Raw genomic sequence first — 12,133 nt, 5'->3', positions numbered from 1 at the left:
GAGTTGTCATGAACCTCATCAAAAACTTTATCCGCGAAGAAGATGGCGTCACCGCAATCGAATACGGCCTGATCGCCGCCCTGATTGCCGTCGTGATCATCGCTGCCGTCACCATCGTCGGCACGCAGCTGAAAAAAACCTTCAGCACCATCGGCACCAAGCTCACCTCCGCCAACACCGCTGCCGCCTGAACACGGTACTCCGGGCTGGCACGTCGCCAGTCCGGTTACCGCCAGGTCAACGCCACAGGCTCATTTCTCCTGCTCACCTATCAGAGGCCCATCGTGAAATCTCTCTTCAGCCGTTTATCCGACGAGTCCGCCGTCACGGCGATCGAGTACGCGCTGCTGGCGAGCCTGATCGCGGCAGTGCTGGTGATCACGATCACCCTGCTCGGTGACCAGGTCCGGCTGCTGTTTGTCTACGTCAAGGACCAAGTGGTCCTGGCCCTGTCATGAATACCCTGCGCGCCTCGCTGCGCACCCACCGCGCCCTGCTGCTGATCGTGCTGCTGTATGCCGCCGCGGCGGCACTGCTGGCCGGCGGCCTGCCCAGCGCCTCGGATACCCTCAACGTGCTGGCCGGCTTCCTCGTGGCCATCCTCACGGGTCCCGTCTTCATCCTGTGCGGCTACACCATCCACGTCATGGTGGTGAAACGCCCGCACCGCCTGTGCCACTATCTGTACCACGATCTGCGCAGCTACCTGAGCAACGAGCGCCTGCTGCACGCGCTGCCGGCCATGCTGCTGATCCCCGTCTTCGCCTCCAGCTTCACCGTCTTCAAGGCCGCCATCCCCCGCCTGCATCCGTACACCTGGGATGCCAGCCTGTCCGCCTGGGACATCGCGCTGCATGGCGGCAAGGCCCCATGGGAAAGGCTGCAGCCGCTGCTGGGCCACCCGCTCGTCACGGGCCTGCTCAACTTCAGCTACCACTTCTGGTTCTTCCTGTTCTACGCCATCCTGTACTGGCTCATCCTCGACACGCGCCGCCCGCTGCTGCGCATGCAGTTCCTGCTCAGCTTTGCGCTGACCTGGATCGCCCTGGGCAGCATACTGGCCGTGCTGTTTGCCTCGGTCGGCCCCTGCTACTACGGCCACCTGCACGCCAGCGACCCGTATGCGCCGCTGATGGCCTACCTGCATGACGCCAACCAGCACGTCCCTGTCTGGGCCCTGCAAGTGCAGGACATGCTGTGGCAAGGCTATCAAAGCAAGGGCACGAACGGCGAACTGGGCATCTCCGCCATGCCCAGCATGCATGTGGCCACGGCCGTGCTGATGGCGATCATGGGCTGGAAAGTCAGCCGCGCCGCCGGGTTCGCCCTGTCCGCCTTCGCCGTGCTGATCCTGCTTGGCTCCATCCACCTGGGCTGGCACTATGCGCTCGACGGTTATGTGGGTGCGGCCGGCGCGGCGCTGGTGTGGCAGCTGGTGGGACGGCTGCTGGGCAGCCAGGCCGCAGCCCCCAACATGCACATGGCCACGGCGCCCTGCATGAGCAAGGGAGGACTGACATCATGAGCGCCAGCCTGCCCATGCTGCTGTGCCTGGCCGTGCTGGGCACCCTGCTCGCTGCCGCGCTGTGGCACGACCTGCGCACGCGCCGCATCCCCAACCTGCTGGTGCTGTGGGGCACCTTGGCGGGACTGATCCTGAACAGCTTCGTGCCGTCCGGCGCCGGCCTGTTCGACGCCGCCTTCGGCGGCCTGGGACTGCTGCAGGCACTGGCCGGCGCCGCTGCCGGACTGGCCCTGCTGCTGCCCATGTACCTACTGCGCGCCCTGGGCGCCGGCGACGTCAAATTGATGGCCATGTGCGGCGCCTTCCTCGGTCCCGATGCGGTGCTGGAAGCGGCCCTGCTGACCTTCCTGTGCGGCGGCGTGCTGGCCCTGGCCGCCGCGCTGGCAGGCCGCCGCCTGCGCCTGGTGCTGCGCAACACCTACCACATGATGCTGGGTGCGCTGCTGCACAGCCTTGCCGGCGGTGCCGCCACGATCGCCGAACCGCCGCCAGCCACAGGCAAGCTGGCCTACGCCTTCGCCATTGCCAGCGGCACCGCGCTGCAGGTGTTCCTGCAATACAACCATCTGTGGAGCCTGCGCTGAAACGCGCCGCTCCGACGACCAGCCACCACAGGATCCGACCATGCACACCCTCGCCACCCTCTGCCACTCGCGCCACGCCAGCCTGTTCACCAGCATCGCCATGGCTTGCCTGTGGACGTTCTTCGCCAGTGCCCACGTGGTGGGCTACCTGCACGGCGGCGACTGGAGCTATTTGCTGTTCTGCGCCGCCGAAACCCTGGCTGCCCTGTTCTTCGTCGTGCGCTCGGCCCCCGTCAGCGTCTCCACCGATGCGGGCGACTGGCTGCTGGCCATCGGCGCCACCTTCGCGCCCTTCCTGCTGTCGCCCTCCGACATGGCCATCTGGCCCGGCGCGCGCTACCTGCTGGCCGTCGGCAGCCTGCTGCAGATCGCCGGCCTGCTGTCGCTGAACTGCAGCTTCGGCCTGGTGGCGGCGCAGCGCGAGATCAAGACGGGCGGTGCCTACCGCGTGGTGCGCCATCCGCTGTATGCCAGCTACCTGATTTCCCTGAGCGGCTACCTGCTGGCCAATACCTCGCCCGCGAATGGCGCCGTGTACGTGCTGGCCATGCTGATGCTGGTGGCGCGTTTGCTGCGCGAAGAACGCTTTCTGTCCACCGACGTGCGCTATCGCGTCTACATGCGCCAGGTGAAGTACCGCCTGCTGCCCTTCATTTTCTGATCACCGGCCACCCAAGCGAGGAGTATCCAGAATGCCTGACACTTATCCAGAACGCAGCGACGGCGGCGGCATCGAGCCGGCGGCCCGGCGCGCGCCACGCACGGTCGAGGAAACGGGATTGCCCTTCCTGTTCCTGGTCGAACTGCTGGTCAAGATACTCTTCCTGCGCGGCCAGATCGGCCTGCCCGCCCTGTCGACGCACGTGAAACTGGGCGCCGGCGTGCTCGAACCGCTGCTCACCTTCATGCGCGCCGAAAAACTGTGCGAAGCGCGCCGCAACGGCGGCAATGGCACCGACGCCGACCTGTATTACCTGCTGGGCGACCAGGGCCGCCTGCGCGCCGCCGAATACATGCGCCGCAATGCCTACAGCGGTCCCGCCCCCGTCACCCTGGCCGACTACAGCAACCAGGTGCTGGCGCAAAGCGTGGCCGACATGCAGGTCACGCGCGACGACGTGCAGCGCCAGTTCCGCGACGTGGTGGCCAGTTCGGCCGTGCTCGACCAGCTGGGCGCGGCCATGAATTCCGGGCGTGCCCTGTTCTTCCACGGCCCCGCCGGCAGCGGCAAGAGCTACCTGGCCGAACGCCTGAACGGCCTGCTCAGCGGCGCCATCGCCCTGCCTCATGCCGTGATGGTCGACGGCGAAGTGCTGCCCTTCCTCGACCCCATGCTGCACACCCTGTCGCGCGGCGGCGCCGTGCCATCCGACCCGCGCTGGGTGCGCGCCGAGCGCCCTGCGGTGCTGACGGGCGGCGAGCTGACACTCGACATGCTGGACCTGCAATTCGACCAGGGCACCCGCTTGTACCAGGCGCCGCCGCACCTGAAGGCCAACAACGGCATCTTCATCATCGACGACCTGGGGCGCCAGCGCTGCTCGCCCGTGGAGCTGATGAACCGCTGGATCGTGCCGATGGCGCGCCACATCGATTATCTGTCGCTGCACACGGGCTACAAATTCCCCGTGCCCTTCGACGTCATCGTCGTGTTCTCGTCGAACCTGGCGCCGCAGCACCTGGCCGACGACTCCTTCCTGCGCCGCATCGGCTACAAGATCCACGTGGGCCCCCTGAGCGCCTACCACTACCTGGCCGTGTTCCGCAGCACCTGCGCCCAGCTGGGCATCAACTTCGACGAAGCCTCCTACACCTACCTGCTGCACCTGCACAACCAGCACCAGCGGCCCTTGCTGGCCTGCTATCCGCGCGACATCCTGGCGCAGGTGTGCGACCAGGCGCGCTATGAAGACCACGCGGCGCAACTGAATCCGGAAGTGCTGCTGTGGGCATGGAAAAACTATTTCGGCAGCGATGACGACCTTGCAAGCACACATAACGGACCGGCAGCGGTCCAGCACAAAGGGGAAGCAAAATGAGAAACGCACGCGCACTGACGATGATGGCCATTGCGGTCATCCTGGCGTTCGCCGCGGTCATCGTGGCCGCGCGCTGGATCAATGCCCAAGCCTCGGGCAACATCAACAAGGTGGCCGTGGCCCAGGTCGACATCAGCCTGGGGGCGCGCCTCACGCCCGACATGGTGCGCATGGTGGACTGGCCATCGAACGCACTGCCGCCAGGAGCCATCAACGATCCGAAACTGCTGGAAACGCGCGTCACGCGCACCAGCATCCAGCACGGCGAACCGATCATGGAAGGCAAGCTGGCGCCTCCCGGCACGCAAGGCGGCCTGTCGGCCGTCGTCGCCGAGGGCAAGCGTGCCATGACCGTGCGCGTCAACGATGTGGTGGGCGTGGCCGGCTTCGCCCTGCCCGGCAACTTCGTCGACATCCTCGTCAACACCCAGGGCGAAGGGGCGCGCAAGACGCCGGACCGCGATCCGAATATTTCCAAGATCGTGCTCGAACGCATCCTCGTGCTGGCCATCGCCCAGGAATCGAGCCGCGACGACACCAAACCCAAGGTGGTCAACGCCGTGACCCTGGAGCTGACGCCGGAGCAGGCGGAAAAACTCGACCTGGCGCGCAGCGTGGGCACCCTGTCGCTGGTGCTGCGCAACCAGGTCGAGGACAAGCCCGTCAACACGGAAGGCGCCACCAAGTCCAGTTTGCTCGATGAAAAAGTCGCCATGGCAGCCCCCGCCGCCATGGTGCAAGCCAAGCCGCTCCCCCGCCGCCGTCCTGCAGCCGCAGCTGCGCCACAGGCCGGTCCCCGCGTCGATGTCATCAAGGGGCTGGAACGCAGCTCCCAACAATTCTAACCTGCACCAGAGGAGCCTAGCCATGAGTACATATCGCACAGCAAGCGGCATCCGGGGCCTGCACCTGGCGCTTGCCATCGCCGCCATCGGCGCCCTGGCGCCCCGGGCGCATGCCGAGCCAGTCGCCGCCACGGCCGCCACCGCCACCGCCGTTGCCGCCGAAGCGGGCACCGCCAGGAGCAGCCGGGCAGCCGTCCGTCCCAAGTCCACGCCGCCGCAAAGCGAATCGCGCGCCGGCCGCACCGAGATGGCGCCGCAAATGAGCCTGGCCGAAGGCAAGTCGACCCTGATGCGCCTGCCGTTCGCCGCCAGCCGCATGTCCGTCGGCGATCCGCGCATCGCCGACGTCATCCTGCTCAACCCCAACGAGGTGTACCTGCTGGGGCGCTCCGTCGGCACCACCAACCTGATCCTGTGGAACAAGAGCAATGACGCCACCATCATCGACCTGGCCGTCGGCATCGACAGCAGCAGCCTGCAGGCACGCATGGCCGAGCTGCTGCCGAACGAAAAGATCCACGTCACGGTAGCGGGCGACACCCTGATCCTGTCGGGCATGGTCAGCGATGTCGTCAAGGCCGACCAGGCCCTGTCGCTGGCCAACGCCTATGTGCAGCGCAGCAGCCGCAGCGGCGGTGCCTCCTCGGGCGCCGCGCCAGCCGCGGGCGCCGCCGCTCCAGCAGCGGCGCCCGATGCGGGCACGCCGCGCGTGATCAACCTGCTGTCGATCGCCGCGCCGCAACAGGTGATGCTGGAAGTGAAGGTGGCCGAAGTGTCGAAGGTGCTGGTCGACCAGCTGGGCGCCAGCCTGGGCATCAACAAGACCATCGGCAGCTGGTCATATTCGCTGCTGTCGAGCCTGCTCAGCAACAATCCCAGCGGCTTGAGCGGCGCCAGCAAGAACAACTTCTTCAACCTCGACGCGCAAAAACGCGATGGCCTGATCAAGGTGCTGGCCGAACCGAACATCATGGCCATCAGCGGCCAGGAGGCGAGCTTCCTGGCCGGCGGCAAGATCTTCATCCCCGTCAGCCAGACCAACAATGGCGGCGTGCCCACCATCACGCTGGAAGAGAAGGAGTTCGGCGTGGCCGTGAAATTCACGCCCACAGTGCTCGAAGGGGGACGCATCAACCTGAAGGTGGCGCCGGAAGTGTCGGACCTGAACAAGGACGGCATCGGCATCACCGCCACCGGCATCTCGGCCACGGCCGTTCTGCCTTCGTTTACGACGCGGCGCGCCACCACCACGGTGCAGCTGTTCGACGGCCAGAGCTTCGCCATCGGCGGCTTGATCAAGAACAACGTGACCAGCAATATCAAGGCCCTGCCAGGCCTGGGCGAAGTGCCCGTGCTGGGCGCCCTGTTCCGCAGCACGGACTTCCAGACGGACCGCTCGGAACTGGTCTTCATCATCACGCCGCACCTGGTCAAGCCGCTGCCGCCCGACTACAAGCTGCCCACCGACGGCTACATCCAGCCGACGCGCGGCGACATGTTCATGCAGGGAAAAATGGAGGGCAGCGCGCCGGCGCCCGCAGCGGCACAGGAACCAGCACCAGCGGCCCCCATGCCGCCGCAAGCGGCCGCGCCCCAGCCTGCCGCCGGCTTCGACCTCAAATAGGAGAACACCATGAAAACCGCACATCGCCTGCCTTGCGCCGCCCTGTTGTCTTTGCTGTCGCTGCTGGCCGGCTGCACCGCCACCACCACGCCCGTGCTCGATTCGCACTTCGGCGAATCGGTGGCCCTGCTCAAGGCCCAGCAGATCATGTACCCGGACGCCTACCGCAATGCCAACCCCGTCAGCGGCATCGACGGCAAGGCCGGCGCCAGCGCCTACCAGCGCTACCAGAAATCGTTCGCGGCGCCGGAACCGCAACCGAATGTCTTCACCATCGGCGTGGGCGGACGCCAGTAGGCGCCAGTCCCGCGATACCCCCCCCCAGGCCACCAGGAGACAGCCATGAACACCGCATTTCGCAGGCACGACAAGCAGCAGGGCGCGATCGCCATCGTGCTGGGGCTGACCCTGGTGGTGCTGTTTGCCATGGGCGGTCTGGTGCTGGACCTGGGCCACCTGTACATCGCCAAGACGGAGCTGCAGAACGGCGCCGACAGCTCGGCGCTGGCAGGCGCCGTGGAACTCAATCAAAGCGCCACCGGCATCGACAATGCGCAGGCCAAGGCCATCTCCATCGCGCAAAAGAACCGCTACGATTTTTCCACCACGCTGACGCTGACGGCCGCCAACATCAGCTTCGGCCCCAGCCCGGATGGCCCCTGGTCGTCCGGCGCCAGCGCCCGCACCAGTCCCCAGGGCCAGACCTTCATCCGCGTCGACACGGGCAGCAAGACTTTCGCCACCTACCTGATGGGCATCGCCGGCATCGCCAGCACCAGCACCTCGGGCGTGGCGGTGGCGGGCCGCTTCGTCAACGACGTCACGCCGATCGGCGTGTGCGCCGTCGATCCGGCCAACAAGACGGCGCAATACACGTATCCGGCCGCGCCGGCCGGCACGGGTCTGACGGAACTGCTGGAATTCGGTTTCCGCCGCGGCGTCACCTACAACCTGTTCGGTCTCAATCCCCTGGGCGGCCCGTCCGATCCCTACCTGATCAACCCTGTCGACGCGCCCCCTGGCGCCTGCGACGCATCGCATGCCAGCGCCAATTCCACAGCGCCGTTCATGTGCACGGGCAGCAGCGCCGTCGTCAGCAGCGGCTCGGGCAAGGTCTACACGAACACGGGTTTGAGCGCCGGCAAGATCGCAGCGGCCCTCAATTCGCGCTTCGACGATTACAGCGGGCCATCCGTGTGCGACCCCGCTACGGCGCCCCCCGATACCAACATCAAGGAATATCCCTGCAAGGGCGGCTCATCGCCCTGCGTCGCCAGCGCCGCCAACTCGCCGCCCACCGGCTGGATGGAACCGGGCGCCAGCACCCTGCCCAGCCAGCAATCGGTCAGCCTGTCCGGCAGCAAGCCGAACTACCGCCTGCCGCCGACCTTCACGACGCCCGTGACGGCGGCCCAGGCGCAGTTCGCCGGCTATGGCGTGCTGTGGTCCTACGGCCCTGCCTACCAAAGCAACGGCGCCACCCCGGCCAAGGCCGGCACGGCGTATAGCGTCGCGGACGCCAATGCCAACCCCATGTACAGCACGGCCAAGGCGACCTACTTCGACACGGCCAGCTACCCCGTCAGCCCCGGCGCAAGCTTTCCTGCCAGTACGCCGCCTTCGCCGTACAACCAGACCAGCGGCCCCACGTTCCAGGCGCCCTCGGCTGCCCATCCGGGCCGCAACAACCGGCGCATCCTCAACGTGGTGCTGGTCGACTGCCGCACGGCACCCGTGGGGCCGGCCTCGTGCGGCGCCATGGATGCTGTGGGCATCGGCAAATTCTTCATGACGATGAAGGCCGATTTCAGCGGCGGCGCGCGCCTCGACGTCGAGTTCGCGGGCCTGATCGAGCCCGTGCCGAATTCCGAAATCAAACTCTACAAGTGAGGCGGCCATGCGCATCCCCCTTTCCCCTCTCAGCCAGCGCGGCGGCGCCGCCGTCGAATTCGGCATCGTGCTGGCCCTGCTGGTCACCCTGCTGGCCGGCATCTTCGGCTTCGGCCGCGCCTTCTGGTACTACGACGCGCTGACCAAGGCGACGCGCGACGCGGCGCGCAACATGTCCGTCAAGGCCAAGGCCGGCATCGCCTCGCAGGGCGTGCCGGCGGCCAGGCAGACGGTGGTCGATGCGGCCCTCAGCGCCGGCATCAGCGACTTCACCACGGCCAACGTGACAGTGACTTGCCTGGACGCGAGCTTCAACGACAGCAGCTGCACCGATGGCACGGCGCCGGGCGGCATCCGCGTCGAAGTCGTCAACTACACGCTGTCGGTGGGCCAGTACCTGCCCTTCGTGATCGGCGCGGCCAGCAGCTATGCCACGCCGCTGTCGCCGCGCACCACCATGCGCTACATGCTGTAAGGAGAACGCCATGCGCCACCGCCTTCCACTTGCCCTCCGCACTGGCCGCCAGCGCGGCGCCGCCGCCGTCGAATTCGCCCTGGTAGCGCTGCTGTTTTTCACCCTGCTGTTCGGTATCCTCGAATTTGGCCGCATGCTGTTCCTGTACAACACGGTGCAGGAAGTGAGCCGCCGCGCCGCGCGCGAAGCGGTGGTGCGCTGGATCGACCAGACCGACGCCATCAAGACGCTGGCCCTGTTCGGCGGCACGGCCCTGCCGGCCGCGCCGGAACTGACGGCCGCCAACATCACCATCCGCTACCTGAACAAGAGCGGCGCCGAAGTGACCCTGCCGCCGCTGGACCCGGGCGACAACCTGTCGGCCTGCGGCGACAACACGCGCACGGCCAGCTGCATCGACAGCGTGCGCGTATCGATCGACAACGTCAGCTATACGCCGATGGTCAGCCTGTTCGGTTTTCTCAATATCGCCGTGCCCGCCTCGGTAGTGGTCATGCACGCCGAAAGCCTGGGCTTCCAGATCAACTGAACGCCTTTACCGAACGCCTTTACCGGGGAGTACCACGTGAATATCGTCATCGTCTCGAAAAATGAAGTCCAGCTCAAGCGGCTCACCCGCTTGCTGCGCGAACGCAGCGCGGCCGACCGCGTCGCGCTGCTGGCGAGCATACCGGATGTCTTCGACAACGGCCTCACGCCGGACTTGCTGCTGCTGGAGCAGGAACAGACGGGCGAGGCGGAGCTGGCACAGCTGGAACTGCTGGGCGGGCGCTATCCGAGCCTGGCCATCATCGTGCAGTGTCCGCAGCAAAGCCCGCAATTCCTGCTGCGCTCGATGCGCGCCGGCGTGCGCGAAGTGCTGCAGCCGGACGACGACGCGGCCCTGTGCGCCGCCTTGCGCCGCATCGAGGAAAAACTGCACAAGCAAGTCACGCGCAAGGGCCAGGTGCTGGCCTTCGTCTCGTGCAAGGGCGGCAGCGGCGCCACCTTCATCGCCGCCAACCTCGGCTACGCGCTGGCCGCCGGCGAACAGCGCAAGGTGGCGCTGTTCGACCTGAACCTGCAGTTCGGCGATGCCGCCCTGTTCGTCTCGGATCACAAGCCGGCAACCACCCTGTCGCAACTGTCGCAGCAGATCGTGCGCCTCGACGCCTCGCTGCTCAGCGCCAGCATGATCCAGATCACGCCTGCCTACAGCGTGCTGGCCGCCGCCGACGATCCCGCCCATGCGGCCGACGTCGAGGCCGACCATATCGACCGGCTGCTGACGCTGGCGCGCAGCCAGTACGACTACATCGTGCTCGACGTGGGACGCGGCCTCGACCCCGTCAGCGTGCGTGCGCTGGACCGGGCCGACCTGATCTTCCCCGTGCTGCAGGCAACCTTGCCGTATGTGCGCGACGGCAAGCGCCTGCTCGACGTGTTCCGCGGCCTCGGCTACCGCGAAGACAAGATCCGCCTGATCCTGAACCGCTATGCCAGCAGCGACAACATCCGCGTGGCCGACCTGGAAGCGGCGTATGGCAAGCACGTCTACAAATCCATCCCCAACCACTACGAGGCGGTGGCGGCCTCCGTCAGCCAGGGCGTGCCCATCCTCAAGCTGGCGTCGCACAATCCCGTCTCGCGCGCCCTGCAGGAACTGGCCGCCAGCCTGGCCGGCGAAACCCCGCCCGCCGCGCAAGGCTGGGTTTCGCGGCTGCTGGCGCGCGCTTGATTCGCTACAGCGCGCTTGATTCCCTACAGCGCGCCTGATCCCCCACATTCACCGGAGACCGACCATGACTGCCGAAAAACTCACCCTGCGGGACCGCCTGGGCTATGCCCAGGATGACGCCAGTCTGAATGACGATGCCGCGCACCAGGGCGCAGCCAGCCACAGCTACCAGCAACTCAAGCACCGCACCCACCAGGCACTGCTCGACCGCGTCGACCTGGAAGGCATGCAGCGCCTGTCGCGCGAGCAGATCCGCGAAGAGCTGAAAATCCTCGTCAGCGACGTGCTCACAGAAGACAATGTGGTGATCAACGAGCTGGAACGGCGCTCGCTGATCCGCGACATCCAGGACGAGGTGCTCGGCTTCGGCCCGCTCGAACCGCTGCTGGCCGATCCCGGCGTGTCCGATATCCTCGTCAACACCTACCGCCAGGTGTATGTCGAGCGCCATGGGCGCCTGGAGCTGAGCGACGTCTGCTTCACCGACGACGCCCACCTGATGAAGATCATCGACAAGATCGTCTCGCGCGTGGGCCGGCGCATCGACGAATCGAGCCCCATGGTCGATGCGCGCCTGCCCGACGGTTCGCGCGTCAACGCCATCATCCCGCCGCTGGCCATCGACGGCCCCGTGATGTCGATCCGCCGCTTCTCTGCCCAGCCCCTGCGCCTGGCCGACCTGATGCTCAAGCACAGCCTGACGGAGGAAATGAGCACCACCCTGCAGGCGCTGGGCAAGGCCAAGGTCAACATCCTGATCTCGGGCGGCACGGGCAGCGGCAAGACCACCATGCTCAATGCGATTTCCGGCTTCATCAGCACGGCCGAACGCATCGTCACCATCGAGGACGCGGCCGAACTGCAGATGCAGCAGCCGCACGTGGTGCGCCTGGAAACGCGGCCCGCGAACATCGAGGGCAAGGGCGAAGTGACGCAGCGGGCGCTGGTGCGCAACGCGCTGCGCATGCGCCCCGACCGCATCATCCTGGGCGAGGTACGCGGCGCCGAAGCGCTCGACATGCTGGGCGCCATGAACACGGGCCACGAAGGCTCGATGGCCACCATCCACGCGAACACCCCGCGCGACGCGCTGACGCGGCTGGAAAACATGATCAGCATGGCCTCGGCAGGCCTGCCCGTGAAAGCCATGCGCCAGCAGATCAGTTCCGCCATCAGCGTGGTGGTACAGGTGGCGCGCCTGACGGACGGCAAGCGCAAGATCATCTCGATCCAGGAAATCACGGGCATGGAAGGCGAGATGATCACAATGCAGGAAATCTTCACCTTCCGCCAGACGGGCATCGGCGAGGACGGCACGGTGCAGGGGCATTTCCATGCCAGCGGCGTGCGGCCGCATTTCCTGGAACGCCTGCGCGCCTTCGGCATCAGCCTGCCGGAAACCCTGTTCGATCCCGCCCGCCAGTACCATTAAGG

14 protein-coding genes are annotated in these 12,133 nt (G+C 66.7%); all 14 read left to right on the top strand.

Annotated features, from left to right (window positions below):
* Positions 1–8: 8 nt before the first annotated feature.
* The 14 genes from SJI03_RS20405 (at position 9) to SJI03_RS20340 (ending at position 12,131) form a co-directional block, all read left to right on the top strand.
* Complete coding sequence (locus SJI03_RS20405) at positions 9–191, top strand: Flp family type IVb pilin (RefSeq protein WP_035821247.1); 183 nt, start codon at positions 9–11, stop codon at positions 189–191.
* 93 nt (positions 192–284) lie between these two features.
* Positions 285–458, top strand: coding sequence for a Flp family type IVb pilin (locus SJI03_RS20400; RefSeq protein ID WP_081922552.1), 174 nt, complete (start codon positions 285–287; stop codon positions 456–458).
* Positions 455–1,525: a phosphatase PAP2 family protein gene (locus SJI03_RS20395; RefSeq protein WP_322428366.1), complete on the top strand. Its 1,071-nt coding sequence runs from the start codon at positions 455–457 to the stop codon at positions 1,523–1,525. The genes SJI03_RS20400 and SJI03_RS20395 overlap by 4 nt, the downstream gene beginning before the upstream one ends.
* Positions 1,522–2,109, top strand: coding sequence for an A24 family peptidase (locus SJI03_RS20390; protein ID WP_322428365.1), 588 nt, complete (start codon positions 1,522–1,524; stop codon positions 2,107–2,109). The genes SJI03_RS20395 and SJI03_RS20390 overlap by 4 nt, the downstream gene beginning before the upstream one ends.
* 40 nt (positions 2,110–2,149) lie before the next feature.
* Positions 2,150–2,770 (top strand): methyltransferase family protein, encoded by a 621-nt coding sequence (locus SJI03_RS20385; RefSeq protein ID WP_322428364.1) that lies wholly within the window; start codon positions 2,150–2,152, stop codon positions 2,768–2,770.
* A gap of 31 nt (positions 2,771–2,801) precedes the next feature.
* Entirely contained in the window at positions 2,802–4,148 is a 1,347-nt protein-coding gene (locus SJI03_RS20380) for an ATP-binding protein (protein ID WP_199534438.1), read from the top strand.
* Positions 4,145–4,993: a Flp pilus assembly protein CpaB gene (cpaB, locus tag SJI03_RS20375; protein WP_077407723.1), complete on the top strand. Its 849-nt coding sequence runs from the start codon at positions 4,145–4,147 to the stop codon at positions 4,991–4,993. Before SJI03_RS20380 ends, cpaB begins: the two co-directional genes overlap by 4 nt.
* A gap of 22 nt (positions 4,994–5,015) precedes the next feature.
* Entirely contained in the window at positions 5,016–6,617 is a 1,602-nt protein-coding gene (locus SJI03_RS20370) for a type II and III secretion system protein family protein (RefSeq protein ID WP_322428363.1), read from the top strand.
* Positions 6,618–6,626: 9 nt separating this feature from the next.
* Positions 6,627–6,914 (top strand): hypothetical protein, encoded by a 288-nt coding sequence (locus tag SJI03_RS20365; RefSeq protein ID WP_035821256.1) that lies wholly within the window; start codon positions 6,627–6,629, stop codon positions 6,912–6,914.
* A gap of 45 nt (positions 6,915–6,959) precedes the next feature.
* Positions 6,960–8,507 carry a Tad domain-containing protein gene (locus SJI03_RS20360; RefSeq protein ID WP_322428362.1) on the top strand — a complete coding sequence of 516 codons (1,548 nt, stop codon included), beginning with the start codon at positions 6,960–6,962 and terminating at the stop codon, positions 8,505–8,507.
* A 7-nt stretch (positions 8,508–8,514) separates the two neighbouring features.
* Positions 8,515–8,982 (top strand): TadE/TadG family type IV pilus assembly protein, encoded by a 468-nt coding sequence (locus SJI03_RS20355; RefSeq protein ID WP_099379048.1) that lies wholly within the window; start codon positions 8,515–8,517, stop codon positions 8,980–8,982.
* A gap of 10 nt (positions 8,983–8,992) precedes the next feature.
* On the top strand, positions 8,993–9,511 hold the full coding sequence (locus tag SJI03_RS20350; RefSeq protein WP_099379047.1) for a TadE/TadG family type IV pilus assembly protein: 519 nt from the start codon (positions 8,993–8,995) through the stop codon (positions 9,509–9,511).
* A 36-nt stretch (positions 9,512–9,547) separates the two neighbouring features.
* A complete protein-coding gene (locus tag SJI03_RS20345; protein ID WP_099379046.1) occupies positions 9,548–10,699 on the top strand; it encodes an AAA family ATPase in 1,152 nt (383 codons plus the stop codon).
* A 64-nt stretch (positions 10,700–10,763) separates the two neighbouring features.
* Positions 10,764–12,131: a CpaF family protein gene (locus SJI03_RS20340; RefSeq protein WP_077407738.1), complete on the top strand. Its 1,368-nt coding sequence runs from the start codon at positions 10,764–10,766 to the stop codon at positions 12,129–12,131.
* Positions 12,132–12,133 lie beyond the last annotated feature (2 nt).

Source organism: Janthinobacterium sp. GMG1 (genome assembly GCF_034427795.1).
GTDB lineage: Bacteria > Pseudomonadota > Gammaproteobacteria > Burkholderiales > Burkholderiaceae_D > Janthinobacterium.
This window is presented reverse-complemented; position numbering and strand designations above follow the sequence as displayed.

What these genes read in the sequence shown, in the direction of transcription:
- SJI03_RS20380 (WP_199534438.1), top strand. Translation starts at nt 2,802, where the DNA reads ATGCCTGACACTTATCCAGAACGCAGCGACGGCGGCGGCATCGAGCCG.
- SJI03_RS20390 (WP_322428365.1), top strand. Translation starts at nt 1,522, where the DNA reads ATGAGCGCCAGCCTGCCCATGCTGCTGTGCCTGGCCGTGCTGGGCACC.
- SJI03_RS20385 (WP_322428364.1), top strand. Translation starts at nt 2,150, where the DNA reads ATGCACACCCTCGCCACCCTCTGCCACTCGCGCCACGCCAGCCTGTTC.
- SJI03_RS20360 (WP_322428362.1), top strand. Translation starts at nt 6,960, where the DNA reads ATGAACACCGCATTTCGCAGGCACGACAAGCAGCAGGGCGCGATCGCC.
- cpaB (WP_077407723.1), top strand. Translation starts at nt 4,145, where the DNA reads ATGAGAAACGCACGCGCACTGACGATGATGGCCATTGCGGTCATCCTG.
- SJI03_RS20355 (WP_099379048.1), top strand. Translation starts at nt 8,515, where the DNA reads ATGCGCATCCCCCTTTCCCCTCTCAGCCAGCGCGGCGGCGCCGCCGTC.
- SJI03_RS20370 (WP_322428363.1), top strand. Translation starts at nt 5,016, where the DNA reads ATGAGTACATATCGCACAGCAAGCGGCATCCGGGGCCTGCACCTGGCG.
- SJI03_RS20395 (WP_322428366.1), top strand. Translation starts at nt 455, where the DNA reads ATGAATACCCTGCGCGCCTCGCTGCGCACCCACCGCGCCCTGCTGCTG.
- SJI03_RS20350 (WP_099379047.1), top strand. Translation starts at nt 8,993, where the DNA reads ATGCGCCACCGCCTTCCACTTGCCCTCCGCACTGGCCGCCAGCGCGGC.
- SJI03_RS20365 (WP_035821256.1), top strand. Translation starts at nt 6,627, where the DNA reads ATGAAAACCGCACATCGCCTGCCTTGCGCCGCCCTGTTGTCTTTGCTG.
- SJI03_RS20340 (WP_077407738.1), top strand. Translation starts at nt 10,764, where the DNA reads ATGACTGCCGAAAAACTCACCCTGCGGGACCGCCTGGGCTATGCCCAG.
- SJI03_RS20405 (WP_035821247.1), top strand. Translation starts at nt 9, where the DNA reads ATGAACCTCATCAAAAACTTTATCCGCGAAGAAGATGGCGTCACCGCA.